Origin of the sequence: Pseudovibrio sp. Ad13, from assembly GCF_001623225.1 — a bacterium.
GTDB lineage: Bacteria > Pseudomonadota > Alphaproteobacteria > Rhizobiales > Stappiaceae > Pseudovibrio.
Window position 1 is genome coordinate 697,835 of the sequence record NZ_LMCC01000002.1, and the last position, 18,366, is coordinate 716,200.

14 protein-coding genes are annotated in these 18,366 nt (G+C 52.7%); 6 read left to right on the plus strand and 8 right to left on the minus strand.

Translation table 11 applies throughout. From position 1 onward, the window contains the following. Window positions 1–405: 405 nt before the first annotated feature. Window positions 406–1,611 carry a YeeE/YedE family protein gene (locus PsAD13_RS04100; protein WP_063317328.1) on the plus strand — a complete coding sequence of 402 codons (1,206 nt, stop codon included), beginning with the start codon at window positions 406–408 and terminating at the stop codon, window positions 1,609–1,611. 113 nt (window positions 1,612–1,724) lie between these two features. Beyond that, window positions 1,725–2,249, plus strand: coding sequence for a DUF302 domain-containing protein (locus tag PsAD13_RS04105; RefSeq protein WP_063317329.1), 525 nt, complete (start codon window positions 1,725–1,727; stop codon window positions 2,247–2,249). A gap of 68 nt (window positions 2,250–2,317) precedes the next feature. Here the strand turns inward: PsAD13_RS04105 and PsAD13_RS04110 are convergent, their stop codons facing one another. From PsAD13_RS04110 to PsAD13_RS04125, 4 genes are all read right to left on the minus strand, one after another. Further along, the gene (locus PsAD13_RS04110) at window positions 2,318–3,955 is read right to left on the minus strand and encodes a thiamine pyrophosphate-binding protein (protein ID WP_063317330.1); all 1,638 of its coding nucleotides are present in this window, start codon (window positions 3,953–3,955) and stop codon (window positions 2,318–2,320) included. A 2-nt stretch (window positions 3,956–3,957) separates the two neighbouring features. Continuing rightward, the gene (locus tag PsAD13_RS04115) at window positions 3,958–5,241 is read right to left on the minus strand and encodes a CaiB/BaiF CoA-transferase family protein (RefSeq protein WP_063286627.1); all 1,284 of its coding nucleotides are present in this window, start codon (window positions 5,239–5,241) and stop codon (window positions 3,958–3,960) included. Window positions 5,242–5,438: 197 nt separating this feature from the next. After that, entirely contained in the window at window positions 5,439–6,269 is an 831-nt protein-coding gene (locus PsAD13_RS04120) for an alpha/beta hydrolase-fold protein (protein WP_208986406.1), read from the minus strand. Between the two features lie 160 nt (window positions 6,270–6,429). Beyond that, on the minus strand, window positions 6,430–7,215 hold the full coding sequence (locus PsAD13_RS04125; RefSeq protein ID WP_063306161.1) for a potassium channel family protein: 786 nt from the start codon (window positions 7,213–7,215) through the stop codon (window positions 6,430–6,432). Between the two features lie 208 nt (window positions 7,216–7,423). Between PsAD13_RS04125 and PsAD13_RS04130 the strand changes: the two genes are divergently transcribed. The 3 genes from PsAD13_RS04130 to PsAD13_RS04140 all read left to right on the plus strand — a co-directional run bounded on the left by PsAD13_RS04130 (window position 7,424) and on the right by PsAD13_RS04140 (window position 12,907). Next, a complete protein-coding gene (locus PsAD13_RS04130) occupies window positions 7,424–8,344 on the plus strand; it encodes an SDR family NAD(P)-dependent oxidoreductase (RefSeq protein ID WP_063317332.1) in 921 nt (306 codons plus the stop codon). 219 nt (window positions 8,345–8,563) lie between these two features. Beyond that, entirely contained in the window at window positions 8,564–9,718 is a 1,155-nt protein-coding gene (locus PsAD13_RS04135; protein WP_208986407.1) for an efflux RND transporter periplasmic adaptor subunit, read from the plus strand. 3 nt (window positions 9,719–9,721) lie between these two features. Continuing rightward, window positions 9,722–12,907, plus strand: a complete 3,186-nt coding sequence (locus PsAD13_RS04140) for an efflux RND transporter permease subunit (protein WP_063317333.1) — start codon at window positions 9,722–9,724, stop codon at window positions 12,905–12,907. 52 nt (window positions 12,908–12,959) lie between these two features. Here the strand turns inward: PsAD13_RS04140 and PsAD13_RS04145 are convergent, their stop codons facing one another. Further along, a complete protein-coding gene (locus PsAD13_RS04145) occupies window positions 12,960–14,210 on the minus strand; it encodes a cyclic nucleotide-binding domain-containing protein (protein WP_063317334.1) in 1,251 nt (416 codons plus the stop codon). 292 nt (window positions 14,211–14,502) lie between these two features. Between PsAD13_RS04145 and PsAD13_RS04150 the strand changes: the two genes are divergently transcribed. Continuing rightward, window positions 14,503–15,498 (plus strand): hypothetical protein, encoded by a 996-nt coding sequence (locus PsAD13_RS04150; protein WP_208986408.1) that lies wholly within the window; start codon window positions 14,503–14,505, stop codon window positions 15,496–15,498. A 201-nt stretch (window positions 15,499–15,699) separates the two neighbouring features. Here PsAD13_RS04150 and PsAD13_RS04155 read toward each other — a convergent pair whose 3' ends face one another. The 3 genes from PsAD13_RS04155 to PsAD13_RS04165 are packed head-to-tail and all read right to left on the minus strand — an operon-like array spanning window position 15,700 to window position 18,365. After that, window positions 15,700–16,479, minus strand: coding sequence for an ABC transporter ATP-binding protein (locus tag PsAD13_RS04155; protein WP_057461711.1), 780 nt, complete (start codon window positions 16,477–16,479; stop codon window positions 15,700–15,702). Beyond that, complete coding sequence (locus PsAD13_RS04160) at window positions 16,476–17,231, minus strand: ABC transporter ATP-binding protein (protein WP_063317335.1); 756 nt, start codon at window positions 17,229–17,231, stop codon at window positions 16,476–16,478. Before PsAD13_RS04160 ends, PsAD13_RS04155 begins: the two co-directional genes overlap by 4 nt. A gap of 12 nt (window positions 17,232–17,243) precedes the next feature. Further along, a complete protein-coding gene (locus PsAD13_RS04165) occupies window positions 17,244–18,365 on the minus strand; it encodes a branched-chain amino acid ABC transporter permease (protein ID WP_244275099.1) in 1,122 nt (373 codons plus the stop codon). Between the last annotated feature and the right edge of the window lies 1 nt (window position 18,366).

Below are 18,366 nucleotides of genomic sequence, written 5' to 3' on the forward strand. Positions count from 1 at the left end.
AGCCATTGGGTTTACATTACTAACGACACAGGTCTGCCAGGAAATCTGTTGATCAGAACCCTTTCAAAACTGGCGATGACGTTCAACACACAAAATGGTGTTTAATATCAGCAAGCTTTGTTTATGTAGAAAATATAGTTCAACCTCATGAAGAAATAGAAAACACTATTCTATTCACTAAGAAAAAATATGCGTCAAATAGAAGCTTACTTGTAAAAACCTACTATTATTAATAGTGATAATAAGTAAGATTTTAGATATTAAGTTCCATTATACCAGTATTTATTACCTTGTGATAATCTTCTGTTTGTCGGATGAAATAGTGTTCACTGCTTCTTGATTTTCTAGTTAGTCCCCACTGTGTAATGTCCTTACTCCAATTGAGACTAAGTACGTGGCGAATTCATGGCAAATACGAGTAGCTATCAACAAACAAAAATCGATCAACAGATTCAATCACCGCAATCTGTGATCGTCATCGGAGCGCTGGTCGCGTTGGCCGGTGTTGCTCTATTGGGACTCCAGAACAACGGCTGGCGTGTTTTTGGCGGTGCTTTGATTGGTGCTCTGGCAGGCGTTGCGTTGTACCATACGAGCTTCGGATTTACGGCAGCGTGGCGCCGTATTGTCACCCAGCGAAGAGGGCAGGGCCTTCGTGCTCAATTCCTGCTTATCTCATTGGTTTGTCTAATAAGTTTCCCACTCCTCCAATACGGGCCAGACATCGGTATACGCACCGGTGGCTTTGTGTTTCCATTCGGTGTTGGAGCAGCTGTCGGAGCCTTCATTTTTGGCATCGGAATGCAGCTCGGCGGAGGGTGTGGATCAGGCACATTGTTCACTGTCGGAGGCGGTTCATCACGCATGGTGATCACCCTTGCCTTCTTCATTTTGGGCAGCGTAATTGCAACAGCGCATCTTTCATTCTGGAATTCTCTTCCAAGATTACCGGCATTTTCGCTTGTGCGTGGCTATGGGGTCGTCCCTGCGCTACTGATCACCATTGTGCCACTTGTCGCCTTTGCGATATTCTCGGTGTTTATCGAGAAAAAACAATGGGGTGAACTAGAAAAATCCCGCAAAACCACCGGTTTTTTTCAGGGCCAATGGGGCTATGTTCTGGGTGCGTTGATGTTGGCGTTGGTTTGCGTTCTTACGTTCATTGTGTTGCAGCGCCCATGGGGCGTGACATCCGGCTTCGCACTCTGGGGCGCAAAGTTTTTCTATGCCATTGGTATCCCGGTAGAGACCTGGCCTTACTGGCAATGGCAGGTTGGGGCGATCAAAAGATCTGTCTTTGCTGATTCCACATCCGTCATGAACTTCGGCATTGTGCTCGGGGCTCTGATTGCAGCTGGGCTGGCCGGAAAGTTCAATCCGGTGAAAAAAATTAATCTCAGAGATGCTGGAACTGCAGTGATCGGAGGCCTCTTGCTCGGCTACGGCGCGCGCCTTGCTTACGGATGCAACATCGGAGCGTATCTCGGGGGCATAACCTCCGGCTCTATACATGGCTGGTTGTGGCTCGTCTTCGCCTTTGCCGGGTCCATGGTTGGAACCCGTGTCCGTCATTTGATCGGAATGGATCCTGCACCTGTTACCGCAAAATAGAAGCCAGTTGCCGGATACGACTAAAACTTGGCCAATTAAAATCAAGGGAGCTTGAACAACAGCCTGTTCAACTCCCGCTTTTAAACTCATTTCATTACGAAAAGGATTGAACCATGAAACTCCTTACGGGGATGCTCGGCTTTGTTGGAACATTGATGTTCGTTATGGCCGCTTTTCAGCCATCCCAGGCCCAAATCACCACAGAGCAGGCGCAGCAGGGCAAGGTGCTGCCGCGCAATGGCTGGCGGGTTATCGAAACCACCATGGCGATTGATGAGCTACTGGACTCCCTGAAAAAAGCCATTCGCGAAGAAGACATGCTGCTCGTCAGCATGGCAAGTGCCTCTCGGGGTGCTAAAGCAAACGGCTTCGAAATCCCTGGCAACTATGTGATTGGGGTTTTTCGTAACGACTTCGCCAGACGCATGCTTGCAGCAAGTGTGCAGGCAGGTATTGAGGCGCCAGTTCGCTTCTATCTGACGGAAAGTCCGGATGGCACTGCGACGCTGTCATGGAAGACGCCAAGTTTTGTCTTCCAGCCTTACCGAGCTACAGCTTCTGAGGATCTGGTCTCGCTAAGCGAGGAACTGGATGTGATCTTCCAGCGCATTGCGGACCGTGCCACAGGCAACACCTGAGGCACTCTTTAGAAATAAAAAAAGAGTGTGTCACCTTTCCCGCGACACACTCGAAAATGCGAATGGTTCTACAGCTTACCGTCGTAGGCTCTGCGGTCAATGCGGCAAGCAAGAACAGTGAAGGTATCGCGCTCCAGCGCTGCCTTCGCTTCTTTCTTCAGGCTCTCAGCATCATCCACCCAAACACCATGCCCGCCATAAGCGTCAGCAAGTGCAGGGAAGTTGGTTGCAGAGAAGTCCACGCCCAGATTAGGGTTCTGGTTCGCACGCTGCTTCAGCTCAATCAGAGACAAGCTCTCGTCGACCAGCACACAGACAATAAACGGCACCTGCATATCTCGTAGAACCGCCAGATCACCAAGACCCATCTCCAGACCGGCATCACCTACAAACACAACAACCGGATCTTCCGGTTTTGCCATCTTATGCCCGATGCCAAGCGGCAAGGCGCATGCCATCGTACAAAGGGCAGAACTCTGCAGCATGGTGCGCGGCGAGTGACTCTCCCAAATCTGGCTTACCAGAATGCGGTGCGCACCACTGTCCGCAGTTGCAACAGTGGTATCCGGCAAGGCTTCCCGCAGGCCGTGGAACACAGTGGCCGGGCCCCAGCCACTTTCTTCCGCAGTAAAGTCGGCCTTCAGCTTTTCCTTGGCGGGCGCAATACGATCACGAAGCCAATCGCTCTCTTCAGGAACAATACCGGCCTCATCTTCTGGTGTCAGAGCCATCAGGGTCGGCTTCACATCGCCTTCCAGTGTATGGCTCACATGGTGCATGCCATGGCTGCGCAACACAGGCGTCAGCTCAATAACTGATGTCTCTTCACTCCACGGATTACGCCAGTTCACGCGCATTTCAATGGGGTCATAGCCGATCAGCACAACAAGGTCCGCATCAGCCAGCAAAGGCATCAGGTTCTTGTCAGCTTTGGGCGACAAACCTGCTCCACCAAGCGAAAGCTTATGACCTTCAGGAATGAGCCCTTTGCCCTTGTAGCTGGTGATCAGCGGAATCTGATAGGCCTCACAGAACGCCTCAATCTCATTGCCTGCATCCACGTTGACGGCATCAACACCAGCAATTGCGATTGGGCGCTGAGCAGAGCCCAGCAAATCACGGGCTTGCTCCAGCACATCACCAAATGGCAGCTGCGCAGCACGAACACCATAGTTCGGTGTTTTCTGTGTTTCGTCGCTTTCACCTTCGGCAACGGAGATCGGCACATCAATGTGCACGGGTCCCGGTTGACCAGACATGGCAATGGAAATCGCCTTATCCATCATGGCATTCAGCGCACCCGGAGCTGCTTTGAAGCTGGCTTTCACAATAGGACGCAGCAGTTGCTGATGGTCCATCACCTGGTGAGTGTAGGTCTCAGCCTCAGCAGTATCTACGCAGCCTGTCAGGAAGATCAGCGGAACGCGATCCTGAAAGGCATTGGCAATCACGTTGACGGCGTTGGTCACACCCGGCCCAAGTGTTGCCAGCAAAACAACAGGAGCATCTGTGCCTTGGCGTGCAAGGCCATGCCATGCGCCTTCAGCCATAAAGCCACCAGCATTCTCGTGCTTCACCAGATTGAATTTCAAACCAGCAAGGTTCAGAGCATCCATAAGGGCCAGCACTTCGCCGCCCGGAATCCCGAAGGCATACTGACTGCCAGCCTGATGCAGTTTTTGAGCAATAAGATCAGCGCCGCGCATAATTATGAATCTCCCAGTGACACGACACCGCGAGCAGCGAGATCGTCAATTTCTTCTTTGGTTTTTTGTAGATACTTGGTCAGCACTTCAATGCTGTCCTCGCCAAGGGTCGGCGGTGCCTTCCGGTATGTAACAGGCGTCTTGCTGTAATTGATCGGGTTACCAATCAAGCTCACCTGACCATCATCAGACTGTTTGTGTGGCAGAGAAATCTTCATACCACGATGTAGAATTTGCGGATCGCTGAACACGCCAGCCAGATCATTCACCGGACCACACGGAACGCCAACAGCCTCTAGCTCATCCGTCCAATGCTGGGCACCTTGTTTGATTGTGAACTGACGCAGCAAAGGCACCAGTTCAGCACGATTGCGGACGCGGTCAGCGTTGGTTGCAAAGCGAGGATCAGTGTTCAATTCAGGACACCCCAGAATCTCACAGAAACGCTGGTACTGCGCATCGTTGCCAACAGCCACCATGAAGTCCTTGTCAGAGGCCGGGAAGGTCTCATAAGGGACGATGGTTGGGTGCGCATTGCCAAGCCGTTTTGGGATGTTACCGTCGGTCAGATAGGAAAGGCCTTGGTTGATCAGCCATGCCACCTGACAATCCAGCAAGGAGATGTCGATGTGCTGACCTTCACCGCTTTTCTCGCGGTGGTGCAAAGCTGCCAGAATAGCGTTGCAGGCATACATCCCGCACATCACATCAGCGATGCCGACACCGATCTTGGTTGGGCTGCCGCCTTCCTCCTCAGGAAGGCCCGTGATGCTCATGATCCCGCCCATGGCCTGAATCAGCGCATCATAGCCCGCTCTATGTGAGTAAGGGCCAGTTTGGCCAAAACCGGTAATGGAGCAGTAGATCAGCCGATCATTCTTCGCACGCAGGTCGTCATAACCGAGGCCCTTGCGGGCAAGGTCACCAACCTTGAAGTTTTCGATAACGATGTCAGCGGTCGCCGCCAGCTCTTTGAGCATCTCCACGCCTTCTTCAGAACGCATGTCGATGCCGAGAGAATGTTTGTTGCGGTTGGAGCTGAGATAATACGCGCTTTCGCCAGTATCCGCGCCGCCTTTGCCTTTCAGGAAGGGAGGCCCCCATTTGCGGGTGTCATCCCCGCGTGTTGGGTGTTCAATCTTGATGATTTCAGCGCCCATATCACCCAGCAACTGGGTGCAGGTTGGGCCTGCCAGAATGCGCGAAAGGTCAAGCACCACAAGGCCATCCAAAGGTCCTTTGGTGGTAGAGGACTGGTGCTGTTCACCGTCTACTAGAGAATTCAAACCGTCTAATCCATTGGTTTTGAGGCAAGATTGACCGCAAATGGAGGGTGACTGACCCTGTCATGTACAGCAATCCAGCAGATTTTGGAGAGACGTTAGAGCACTCAGAAAAGGCCCACCACAACAATCTGAAAAATCACACAGTATCGTGATGGCCCGTGAAATTTGAAGTTTCTACCGTGATGGACCTGTGGGTTTTACCAATGCTTTGTGTTGGCAAGATCAAGCCATGCACGCCGGATCCAGTTAGCCTTCATGGAGTGTCCGCCATCATGCAGGCAAAGCTCAAGCTTCTCGCCTTTGGCAGACCACACATCACACTGCAACTCGCCAGCACTGATGGATGTCGGCTCGGTATCATAGAGACCAGCTTGCCGCTTCCAGACATCAAGACTGTCAAATACATCGGACTGACGCCAGTTCGCGCCAATCGCACGGCCCACCATCGGAACGGTTTTATCTTCAACCCCGTGGGTATGGTAAAGGTTGGTCAAAGGAGAAGGGCAGGCTGCTGGGATTGGATCCCAGAAGGCACCGGCAATCGGCGCGAAGCCAGCATAGTTCTCACCCTTGTAGCAGGCCAGATTCCAAACCATGGAACCACCCATGGAAAAGCCTGAGAGCAGGATCTTCTCACGATCAATCGGAAAGCGGTTAGAAACGTCTGTCAGCATCTCATCGAAGAACTTGAACTCGTCACGATCCTGACTCGGGGAGCCCGGATAGGACCAGGAACCGCCAATGCCCTGCGGCACAATCAAAGCAACGCCAAGCTCGTTTGCAAGATTGCGAAGGGCTTTATTCTGGATGGCGCGATCAGCTTTGCCCTTCCACCCGTGCAGGTAGATTATGGCGCCAATCTGTTCATCGTCAGCAGGAGAATCCGGAAGTGCAACATAGTATTCACCGCTCTCAACTTCACAGGGAGCAGTCACACCGCAGCTCGCTTCCTCTGCCATTGTCGCATTGGGAACCAACCCGGAAATAACCACGGTAGCAAACGTAATCGCACTTGTAAGAAGGCTCATGCCCATTCCACTTCTTGCCGCTCTCTCGGATTAAACCTATTGAAACTCATGGATGAATCCAGGAATTGCCGAGACTAATTTTGTTTATGCTAACATACGCCTCAAAGGCGGTCTTACTCTCAAAATTGATGCCGTCATTTACAGCTTACCGCGAGAGGGCCTACTGCCATTCCCCTTCCGTGGGAATGTGCAAAGTATTGCCGCAATGCTTGCAGTGAACGGCGTCATTATCGTGACGATTAAGGCCACAATCAGGACAGGCATATTTTACTTTAGACGGACGGAAAATGGTCTGGATCAGCCGCAAAAACAGCGCCACGCCAAACACCATGATGACGATTGTAATCCCGCGGCCCATCGTATCCGTCATGGTGATGTCGCCATAACCAGTCGTTGTCAGCGTTGTGACGGTAAAGTACAGCGCATCCATGTAGGAGTTGATGTCCGGGTTCAGGTGCGCCTCAATCACATAAACAATTGCACTCACCATAAACACGAAGACCAGCAGATTCATCGCTGAGTTGATGATCTCTTCATGCTCTTTGAACCACGAGAACGTCTCCCGCAGATCCTTCACCACATGGTAGGAGCGCAGCAACCGCAACATGCGGATCACGCGCAAAAAGCCGAGGTTCTCGATGAGGGCTTCAGCAAACAAAGACAGGATCACAATGAGGTCTGCAATGGCCGTGCTGTCAAAGGCCGCTCGGGCAGGCCTCAGCGCAATTGTGAGGCGGAACCCGTAATCAATCAGCAGAATGAACCCGATGGCCCAGTCCAGCCGCGGATAGCTCTCCAGCTGAGGAAGCGTTGCAGACAGCACGAAGTAGAGGATCGTGACCACATCAAACATCAGCAAGCCGATACGCCAGGAACGTCCAGCAGTGGTCTGCCCGAAATACAGACGTCGCAAAGCGCCCCTGAAATCGGTTATTGCTTCCTGCATAAAATTAGATCCCTCAATCCCGATAGCGCGCCCAGATAAAATCTACTAGCAAATGTGGGCATTTCTGCAAAGTCACTCAAGCTCGTCACGCATAAACTTTCGCGTGAGCGACGCTGTCTTGACCCAGCAAGAAAACCTTACGCTTTCCCTCAGTGAGTTTATCGAAAAATTCTGCAACTGATTAAAGGGTTTCTGCTCTACTTCTGACATGAAGAAAGCCAAGGCCATTCCGGTGCCACCACCTCCCGGGTATTTGGAGGAATGGCGGGCAACCAACAACACCTGTCTGGTAACGGGCGCGACGGATGGCATCGGCAGAGCGCTTGCAATCCGTCTGGCAGATGCTGGCCAAACCCTCGTCATTGTGGGGCGTTCTAAGGAGAAAGTGAGTGCCGTCCTCAAGGATGTTGGCGACGCCGGCCCCCATCACTCCCACCGCGGTTTTGTGGCAGACCTCTCTCTCATCTCAGAGGTGGACCGTCTCGCCGATGAGATCTCGCAAAAGCTGCCGAACCTGAGCCGTATCGTCCTCTGCGCTGCCGAAACACCGGGGTTTCGCAGCATCACAGGAGAGGGGATTGAGGCTGGGTTTGCGGTTAACTACCTCAGCCGATTTCAGCTGCTGAATAAGATCACACCGCTGCTCAAGGACCAATCTGCGCCAAGGGTTGTCTCGTTTGCAAGCCCGGTGACAAAGTTCGAACTACCCGACCTGAACATCCTCAACGATCCTGACTGTGAGCTCGACAGCTGGAACCGAGGAAGTGCACACACCAACTGCAATCTGCTCTTCTTGATGGAACTGGCTGATCAGCTGAAGGACACAGACATCTGCATCAACGCGTTCGGACCCGGCCTTGTGCTGACAAAGCAAATGCAGGGTTACAGCGCCATGAGACGGTTCTGGCTAGGCATGAAAAGCTCGCTGGTCGGCAAGTCTGCCCCCTATGCGGCCTTACCAGCTATGCACATGCTGCTCTCTCCGGACTTTGCGGGCAAGACCGGAGGGTTCTACGAATGCGGAACAAAAATCCCGCCGGACACGCAAATCCTGAGCAAAGAAATCCGCCAGCAATTCTGGACAGAAACCACTCAGCTTGTGCACCTGGCACAGGCGAACAAGGGGTAAAAATTTCCAGAAACCGCTTTTTGTGACACCAGTCACGGGCTTTCCCTCACGAAAGTGGGAGGACAAATGCACTTCTCAGTCTGACTTGATTTGAACGTTGCCAGGGGACCTTGGCAGCGAAGGATAGAGCTGTGCCCAACGCCATCAAGGATTGAGTCACTTCCCTTAGGTAATGTTAGGCAAGTGCTGCCAGCAATTCTCAATGTGTAAGAGTAAAAAATGAACAATAAAATGGAATTCCCTGCCGGCCGGAATGGAAATCTGCTTTCATCAACGCGCAAAGCCGCCCTCGCATTTCTGGGGGCGTCTCTTGGCACATTTCTTTTCTCCTCGGCAGTCTTTGCTCAGGAAGCCCCCCCCCCTCCAGGTGTTATTGTTGAACCTGCACGCGAAGAAGTTATTGAAGAAGAACGTGTTTTCTCTGGCCGTACCGAGGCAATCAGTCAGGTCGCACTCATTGCCCGTGTCGGCGGGTTTCTGGAGCCGCTGGAATTTAAAGAAGGCCAGACAGTTCAGCAAGGCGACCTGCTCTTTGTGATCCAGCAGGAGCCCTATGAGTTCTCAGTAGAGCAATCCCAAGCCAATCTGGAAAGTGCTCAGGCGAAGGTTGATTTGGCAAAAGTTGACTTTGACCGCAAGGAGCAGCTCGTCAACCGGGATACAATTTCAGTCTCCGAACTCGACACAGCCCGCGCAAACCTGAAAGAGGCCAATGCCGCACTGGCTCTGCGTCAGGCAGACCTGAAGCTCTCCGAATTGGATCTGAGCTACACCGAAATCCGCGCTCCGCTGGATGGTCAGATCGGAACCGCTGCCTTTAAAGAAGGGGCCTACGTCAATGCCAACAGCGGAACTCTGGCAACCATCACGTCTTTGAACCCCATTCGCGTGGCGTTCCCGGTTCCACAAGCACTGATCTTGCAATCTCAGCGCGCCAACAACTTCGTCACCAATAACATACTCATTCGAATTCGCCTGTCAGACGGCAAGTTCTACCAGCACAACGGAAAGCTGGACTTCCTTGAAGCAGAAGCCAATCCAGGCACAGACACCGTCACCGCTTATGCTATCTTTGAAAATCCTGACCACTTGCTGTTTGACCACCAGCTGGTTGATGTCGTTGCCAACGCCAAAGATGCCACGCCTGTTCTGGTTGTCTCTCAATCCGCACTGCTGCTGGATCAGGAAGGCCCGTATGTGCTGAAGGTGAATGACGAAGACGTGGTTGAGCAACAGCGCATCGCCGTCGTCGATCAGATCAACGGCCTTGTTATTGTTGGAAGTGGCCTCAAAAAAGGTGATCTGGTGATCACATCCGGCATCCAGAAAGTTCGTCCCGGAATTAAAGTCAACGCACAGCTGGCAGGTCAATAAACCATGATCTATGACATGTTTATTCGCCGGCCTCGGCTGGCGATGGTGATTTCGATTCTCATAGTCGTGGTCGGTGCGATCTCGATTTACTCAATTCCGGTATCACAATACCCGACCATTGCTCCCCCAACCGTGCAGGTAAATGCCACTTACATCGGTGCGGATGCGCTAACGGTGGAAGAGAGTGTTGGCCAGCTTGTTGAAGGGGCAGTCAACGGCGTAGACGGCATGCGCTATATGAAGTCGTCGTCTTCCAGTGATGGCACCTACTCGCTAACGGTCTACTTCGATCTGACAACGGACCCGGATATCAATGCGGTGAACGTTCAGAACCGAATAAGCACCATTGAAAGCAAGCTTCCGCAGGAAGTTCGGGATCAGGGTGTCAACGTTACCAAAAAGGCCGGTGATCTCCTGCAGGCGATTTCCTTCTATTCGCCCGATGAGACACATGATGGCCTCTTCATTTCCAACTACGTCACCATCAACATCGTAGACGAACTGAAGCGTATTCCAGGTGTGGGTGATGCCAGCGTATTCGGCGCGCAGGATTACTCCATGCGCATCTGGCTGGATCCGGTCAAACTAAGAGCCCTCAACCTGACAGCAGAAGACGTAATCTCTGCAGTTCAATCACAAAACAAACAGGCTGCTGTCGGTCGTATCGGTGCAGCTCCTCTGGCGGCTGATCAGCAGCTCCAGCTCACCGTCACGGCGAAGGGCCGTTTGAACACGGTTGAAGAGTTTCAGAACATCGTTCTGCGTGCAAATCCTGATGGCTCTGTGGTTCACCTGAGAAACGTCGCCCGCGTAGAACTCAGCAGTGCCTCCTATGACATATTGGCAGAATACAACCAGCAACCAACAGCGATGGTGGGGATTTACCTGTCTCCGGGTGCAAACGCTGTGGCTGTGTCAGAAGCGGTCAACGAGCGTATCGCATTTCTGGCAGAGCGCTTCCCGGAAGACCTTACATACATCTCCATCTTCGATACCTCCCTCTTCGTGAATGAGATGATTTCGAAGGTGATCCACACGCTGCTGGAAGCCTTCGTGCTGGTGACCATCGTGGTTTACGTCTTCCTCGGCAAGTTCCGCGCAACCCTCATTCCGCTGATAGCGGTACCCGTATCCATCATCGGTGCTGTCGCAGTGGCCTTCATGATGGGCTACACGGCCAACACCATCTCACTGCTGGCCTTGGTGCTTGCCATCGGGATCGTGGTGGATGATGCGATCATCGTGGTTGAGAACGTTGAACGCATTATGCATGAGCACCCCGATCTCACACCGGCTCAGGCAACATCAAAAGCGGTCAGCGAAATTGCAGCCCCCGTGCTCGCAACCACGCTGGTGCTGCTCTCCGTGTTCGTGCCTGTGGCCTTCTTGCCGGGATCGTCCGGTGTACTCTTCAGAGAGTTCGCGGTCTCCATCTCCGCGGCAATGGTGATCTCCACCATCAACGCATTGTCACTGTCTCCTGCTCTTTGCGCCATCTTGATGAAGTCAGAAGACCTGACAGGCGTCATGGCCAAGGTTTCCAAAAAGATTGATGACGTCGGCCATGGTTACGCCGGCCTTATCAAGCGCATCGCAAAAATGTCGCTACTTTCGCTTCCTGTCGTGGTGGGCTTCGCGCTCTTTGGTTTCCTGGTTGTTTCCAACACCCCGGATGGCTTTGTCCCGGATGAAGACAAAGGCTACGCCATGGTGCTGGTCAATCTGCCACCGGGTGCGTCTCGCAACCGTACTGAAGCGGTCATGCGCAAAGCCGACGATATCATCCGCAAAGACCCGGCAGTCAACTCCACAACAATGATCATCGGGCTCGATCTTTTGGCAGGTGGCGGCTCATCACCAAACGCGGGCGTTTTCTTCGTCAAACTCAAGGATTATGAGGAACGTCCATCACGTGAACTGTCTTCGTTCGCCTTCGTTTACAGAACATACGGAGCTTTGGCAGGCATTCCCGAAGCAACCTTCTTCCCGGTCAACCCAGCTGCAATCGATGGTCTCGGCACGGTAGGTGGCTTTGAGTTCATCGTGGAGGCACTAGAAGGTCAGGATCCAACGGTTCTTGCGCAAATTTCCCGCTCCCTGATTGTCGCGGCTAATGAAGCGCCGGATATCGCGTCTTTCTTCACGACCTTTAACGCAAACACACCGCAGTTGAATGTGAAGCTGGATCGTGAGCGTGCTCAGGTGCTTGGTCTGAATGTGGCAAGTGTTTACAACGCATTGCAAGCCACGCTGGGCGGTTATTACATCAACGACTTCAACCTCTACGGTCGCACATGGACCGTCCGCCTGCAGGCAGAGCAGAAGTATCGCTCTGGTGTTGAGGACATCGGCTCCATCTTTGTCCGTTCAGACACAGGTGAGATGGTTGAACTGTCCTCCGTCGTGCACACTGAACTGTCACGCGGGGCAAACACCATCACGCGCTACAACAACTACCGCGCAGTCGCGTTCAACGGCAATGCAGCTCCCGGTGCAGGCTTGGGTGAAGCTTTGACAGCGATGGATGGTGTAGCGGCCAAAGCCCTGCCAAAAGGCTATGCCTATGAATGGACGGGGCTGGCACTGGAACAGAAAGAAGCTGCGGGTCAAACTGCGCTGGTACTGGGGCTAGCCTTCCTGTTTGCCTATCTGTTCCTTGTGGCGCTTTATGAAAGTTGGAACACACCAATCCCCGTTCTGCTTTCGGTCGCTCCCGCCTTGGCAGGTGCCTTGCTGAGCCTCTGGATCTTCGGACTAGCGTTCGACCTGTATGCGCAGATTGGTATGGTCATTCTGATCGCGCTGGCGGGTAAAAATGCGATCCTGATGAACGAGTTCTCACTCGAAAAACGCATTGATGGCATGGGGATCTACGAGTCGGCAATTGAAGGCGCTCGTTTGCGCTTCCGTCCAGTGATGATGACATCACTTGCCTTCTCCGCAGGCCTTGTTCCGTTGGTCATCGCATCCGGCCCAGGTGCTGGAGCCATGGTTGCGGTGGGTGTGCCGGTGCTGGCAGGTATGCTGTTCTCAGCGACTATCGGTATCTTCCTCATCCCGACCCTTTACGTCAGCTTCCAATGGATGCGCGAAAAGGCCGGTTGGACCATCGAGGAAGGCCGTGCAGCAAGAGGTTCCAGTGGTGAACTGGTCATTGATGCCAAGGAAGACAAGCCATCTGAAAATTGATCTGAGAATGATCCTGATAACAATGAAGAAGGCGCCTCTGGCGCCTTTTTTGTTAGGCTACACGCAGCAAGGCGAACCAGTAAAATGCCGCAAGCCCGGCAATCGCGTGGCTGGTGGAAACCGCCACCCATGACCGGCGATACTGGAACATCACGCCCCAATAAAAACTCACCATAAACGTCAGCAAAACGGCCAGTTTGGAATAGGGCAGATGGATGATGGAAAAGGCAACAGAAGCAGCAAAGTTGCCCCAGAACACAGAGGAAAGCTTATGCGGCCCCAGCGCGGCTGTCACAGGAACCTGCATGCCACACCGTACAATGAATTGCTGAATAGGGCACATCACCAGCGCATAAAATATCGCAAACGCCACCTCTGGCCACCCCATGAATGGCCCCTGTACCTGATGCGCGAGAAAGTAGAAGGAAAACGACTCTTCTGAGGGGTGCACAATGTACCGGATAACTGCCATCACCAGAATAATCGGAACAGTCATCACCACCCCATAACCAAACTGGCTTGGGAGATGACTGAACTCAAGCCCGAAGATGCGTGGCGGCAAATAGAGGTTTTTCATGATGTAAAACAGAATAGCCGCGAGAATGAAGTTCAGGCTCAAACTGTAAACCGTCATCGCAATGAAGCCGTAGCCGTAATCATCAAACGTATTTTTGTAGAGGCTGATGAACAACGCAAACGACGACATGGCGATCATGTTCGCCACTAGCAAAACCGCGTAGGCCTGTAATCGACGGGATCGGATCTTGATCTCTTCCAGCACGCGGGAGCTGCTTTGTTCCAGCTGATGTGCCGCCTGCCGGGCAAAATAACGAAACAGCATGGAGTTGGTTTCGGTCGAGGTCGGCAAGGTGCCGTACCGGTTCCAGCTCAATGCAGCGACAACCGTATCCCGTTTGGCTCGCACGCTCGCTATGTAACTTTGTGGTCCTACATGGGCGCGAATATAAGCCAGTTCTCCTGCCACATCACCGGCTTTCAGGTGCCCAAGAACAGTATCGGCTCCATCCTGATCTTCTTTGATAACCTCCAGATCCCCTTCAAGAATGATGAAAAACCGGTCCGCACTTTGCCCTTGTACCAGCAAATCCTCATGGGCTTTGAGGGAGTAGTACTGGGCACAATCCAGCACCTCACGAATAACAGGCTGTGTCGGCAAGCCCAGGTCGAGAAGACGCTGATGCAATTGCGTGCGATGGCGTGGAATATTGCCATAGCTCACCTCAAGCTGTGATTTGTTTTTTTTAAGAGACTGTTCCTCATCGCGCTGGGACAGGAAGCGCATCTATGGGCCTTCTTTCAGTAAAATCCTTGGCTGAAAAGCACTGCACTGGATTTTAGCGTGCCAGTTCCATCCTGCATGCACTTTGGTAAATCATGGTAATCCTGCACCAATGGGATCTCTCAAATTCCATTCAACTCTATAACGTATTCCCCAAATCTGGCCGCTATGTCTGGCCAAGAATACGCACCAAGCTCTAAGGGGATAGGGAGTTCTCTGGAAATGGTGGGAAAGATTTCAGAGTGGCGCCAAACAACAGTGCACGCTTAGATATCGGAAAGCGCAGGAGGGTTGGTTGGTCTTTTCATTGCTGCAATACAAATCCTATCAGTGGATGCCGCGAGACAGAGAGGAACACCACTGCGAGTTTATCTCCAGCAGAGGCCTTGCCAAAGCCTGCCAAAGCCGGAACCAGAAGCTGAAATCCTCGGTGCCTGACCTTGATGATGACTTGCTGGAGCATCACCACGAAGGTGCCACGCTTTACATCACCACTGATGCCCTGCCGCATTTCGTCCAAACCAAACTACTGCACATTCGCCAGCCATTCGTCCTGCTCAGCGGCGACAGTGACCTGCCCGTTGGACCGGACACGACCCTGCCAAACACGCTGTCCTCACTCGATCTGAAGAACCTGCTCTCCCATCCGCTGCTGGTTGCATGGTACGCGCAGAACCTGGCTATCGAGCACGAAAAGGTCTTCAACCTGCCCATCGGTTTGGACTACCACACTATGACAGCCCGCAAATCTCACGCTTGGGGGGACTTCCAGACACCGCTTGAGCAGGAAGAGTGCCTGCGCGTCGTAGCTACCGATGCCACGCCGCTGGAAGCACGGGAAGCCCGAGGCTACTGCAACTGGCACCATGCAGCCCATCGTGGAGACAGAGCAGAGGTGATAGAGATAGCGGATAACTCTACCGCTTACTTCGAAGGTGACCATCTTCCCCGAGAGCAATCCTGGCGTAAAAACGCACAGTTCCTCTTCACAATCAGCCCTTTTGGGAATGGAATGGACTGCCACCGCACTTGGGAAGCGCTGTTTCTTGGCGCGATTCCCATCGTCAAATCCTCAAGCCTGAACCCGTTATTCGAGGACTTGCCAGTCGTGGTTCTCGAAGATTGGAGTGAGTTGACCAGTGAACGTCTGCTTGAAGAGAAACAACGTATTCTGGCAGGAATCTTTGACTTCTCCAGTCTCTACCTGAGCTTCTGGCAAGACCGCTTTCTGGGCCATGAACCTGCACGCCAAGGTCTTCTGACCTATCAGCAGTTCTTAGATACTCTTTGAAAAATGATGCCCCGAAAAAGAAAAAGACCAGAGGAACGAATCCTCTGGCTCAGGTAAAGGGTCAATAGCCCTTGGGGGGAACTTGATCGGGATTTCTGAACATGCTGAAAAATGCTCAGAGACACCCTGCAAAATAAAGCAAGTTGCAGACTCAGAAATAACGCAACCTGCTTTTGCGGAGCTGACGCTCCAACAAAATTGTCAGATCGCTAGATAGGTTTGCCGTAGCTCTTCGTTGTCGAGTACTTCCTGTGCCGTCCCATCAAACACCACTTCGCCCATGTCCAGAATAACCGCACGGTCCGCAAGGTGCAGGGCAGCCACAGCGTTCTGCTCCACGATAATCGTCGTGATGCCCAGTTCCTTCACATTCTCAAGAATGCGCTCAATCTCCTGAACGATCACCGGCGCGAGGCCCTCATACGGCTCATCCAGCAACAGCAGCTTTACATCACGAGCCAGTGCACGGGCCACAGCCAGCATCTGCTGTTCACCACCAGACATGGTCACAGCTTCCTGCTTGGCACGCTCGGCAAGGCGAGGGAAGTGATCGTACAGGCGCTCAATCGACCACCCGTGCGGCTCCGAGATCTGCGCCAGCTGAAGGTTTTCCTCAACGGTCAGCCCCGGGATGATCCTGCGATCTTCCTGCACCAGTTGGATTCCGTTCTGAGCTGCCAGATAGTTTGGCATCTCATGAATAGGCTTATGATCCAGCCAAATCTCACCATGTGTCAGCTGCGGGTCGCTGGCACGTGCAATCGCGCGAAGAGTAGATGTCTTCCCAGCCCCATTTCGTCCCAGCAACGCAAGAATTTCACCTTCACGAATATCAAAGCTAACACCCTGAACGATATAGCTTTCACCATAATAGGCATGCAGATCCCAAGCCGAGAAGTAGGCCGGAGCACCACCCTTGGAACGCACAGGCGTAACACCCGGTGCAGTCGCGCCTTTGAATTGATCTTCGAGAATGGTCATACGTGCGCCCCTCCCAGATAAGCTTCCTGAACGCGTGGATCGCCTTTGATGTCTTCTGGTTGCCCCTCAGCAATCACAGTGCCCTGTGCCAAAACGCTGATTTTGCTGGCGAGGGAGAACACCACATGCATGTCGTGCTCGATAACAATCTTGGTAATGCTGCGCTCACCAATACGCTTCAGAAGATCAATGGTGTTGTTGGTATCAGCACGAGACATGCCTGCTGTTGGCTCATCCAAAAGCAACAGTTTTGGATCCTGAACCAAACACATCGCCAGCTCCAGACGCCGCTTGTCACCTCGTGAAAGAGAGTCTGCAGTCATGTCTTTCTTATCTGCAAGCCCAACATCCTCAAGCATATGCATGGCTTTGTCGCGTATCTCGCCCTGACCATCCACACGAGCCCAGGCATTCATAGTGAATGCCCCATCTCGCTTGGCCAGCGTTGGGATCATCACGTTTTCCTGCAATGTCAGATCACCAAAGATCTCTGGCGTCTGAAACACGCGGGAAACACCTGCCTGATTGATCTCATGCGGCTTAGCACCAATGAGATCCTTGCCCAGAAAGGTCACAGAGCCTGTATCAGGGATCAGGCGCCCTACAAAGCAATTGAGCAATGTGGATTTGCCCGCGCCGTTTGGCCCGATGATGGCATGCACATGCCCTTGCTCGATGGAAAGGTTCACGTCATCGAGAGCTTTCAGGCCACCAAAGCGCTTGTTCACGCCCTTAACACTAAGAATTTCCATGGTTGCCTCTCTTTATTCCGCTGCATTGGCTGATGCTGGAGAATGCGAATGACCTGTTCTCTTGCCAACACGCGAAGGTCTCCGGCGGAACAGCTTGGTTATCCGGTTGAAGCCTTCCATGATGCCACCCGGCAGGAAGATCACGATCACCATGAACAACAAACCAAGCGTCAAATGCCAGCCTTCGCCCACAAACAAGCTTGCAAGGCTCACTACTGCTCCCTCCATGAAGTCAGGCAGGAAGGAGAAAATGGCATGCAGTGTCTGCTCGTTGTATGCAGAGAAGATGTTCTCGAAGTACTTGATGAGACCTGCACCTAGGATCGGCCCAAGCAGAGTGCCAGCACCACCCAGGATGGTCATCAAAACCACCTCACCAGATGCCGTCCACTGCATGCGCTCAGCACCCGCAAGCGGATCCGTCACGGCCAGCAGGCTACCTGCAACACCAGCAAACGTGCCGGAAATGACGAAAGCAGTAAGGGTGTAAGGCCGTGTATTGAGGCCGGTATAACTCATGCGGTTCTGGTTGGATTTCACCGCACGCAGCATCATTCCAAAGGGGCTGCGGAAAATGCGTTGTGAAATGTAAAATCCGATGATGAGCAGAACAGCACAGAAGTAGAAACCCGAGTACCCGGTCATCTCAATCCCAAACAGATTGGAAATCAACGGACCGGACGCTTCTGAAGTGCTGTCAAACAACCGTGGGTCAGATTGCAGTACCCGCAAGCCAGTCTCACCATTGGTGATTGGGGTTAGCACAGAGTACGCCAGATTATAGCTCATCTGCGCAAACGCCAGCGTCAGAATGGAAAAGTAAATGCCTGACCGGCGCAGCGAGATATACCCAATGGCTACCGCAAACAGGCTGGAAAACACCACGGAAAAGAGCAGTGCTGGAATAGGGTTCATTCCCAGCAGTTTGAAGCTCCAGACCGCGGCGTAAGAACCGATGCCCAGAAAAGCTGCATGACCAAAGCTGAGATAACCAGTCAGGCCAAACAGCAGGTTGAAGCCCAGAGCAAACAGCCCGAAAATCGCAAACTTTTGCAAGAGGTCTGGATACCCGGCACCAATCGGAGCCAGCCAGATTGGCATTGTCAGGATTGCAGCTGTAAACAGCACAAGCATG

Coding starts and splice junctions, on each gene's coding strand:
- PsAD13_RS04165 (WP_244275099.1), bottom strand. CDS start 18,365: ATGCTTGTGCTGTTTACAGCTGCAATCCTGACAATGCCAATCTGGCTG.
- PsAD13_RS04155 (WP_057461711.1), bottom strand. CDS start 16,479: ATGACCATTCTCGAAGATCAATTCAAAGGCGCGACTGCACCGGGTGTT.
- PsAD13_RS04160 (WP_063317335.1), bottom strand. CDS start 17,231: ATGGAAATTCTTAGTGTTAAGGGCGTGAACAAGCGCTTTGGTGGCCTG.
- PsAD13_RS04125 (WP_063306161.1), bottom strand. CDS start 7,215: ATGCAGGAAGCAATAACCGATTTCAGGGGCGCTTTGCGACGTCTGTAT.
- PsAD13_RS04120 (WP_208986406.1), bottom strand. CDS start 6,269: ATGAGCCTTCTTACAAGTGCGATTACGTTTGCTACCGTGGTTATTTCC.
- PsAD13_RS04100 (WP_063317328.1), top strand. CDS start 406: ATGGCAAATACGAGTAGCTATCAACAAACAAAAATCGATCAACAGATT.
- PsAD13_RS04130 (WP_063317332.1), top strand. CDS start 7,424: ATGAAGAAAGCCAAGGCCATTCCGGTGCCACCACCTCCCGGGTATTTG.
- PsAD13_RS04145 (WP_063317334.1), bottom strand. CDS start 14,210: ATGCGCTTCCTGTCCCAGCGCGATGAGGAACAGTCTCTTAAAAAAAAC.
- PsAD13_RS04110 (WP_063317330.1), bottom strand. CDS start 3,955: ATGCGCGGCGCTGATCTTATTGCTCAAAAACTGCATCAGGCTGGCAGT.
- PsAD13_RS04140 (WP_063317333.1), top strand. CDS start 9,722: ATGATCTATGACATGTTTATTCGCCGGCCTCGGCTGGCGATGGTGATT.
- PsAD13_RS04105 (WP_063317329.1), top strand. CDS start 1,725: ATGAAACTCCTTACGGGGATGCTCGGCTTTGTTGGAACATTGATGTTC.
- PsAD13_RS04135 (WP_208986407.1), top strand. CDS start 8,564: ATGAACAATAAAATGGAATTCCCTGCCGGCCGGAATGGAAATCTGCTT.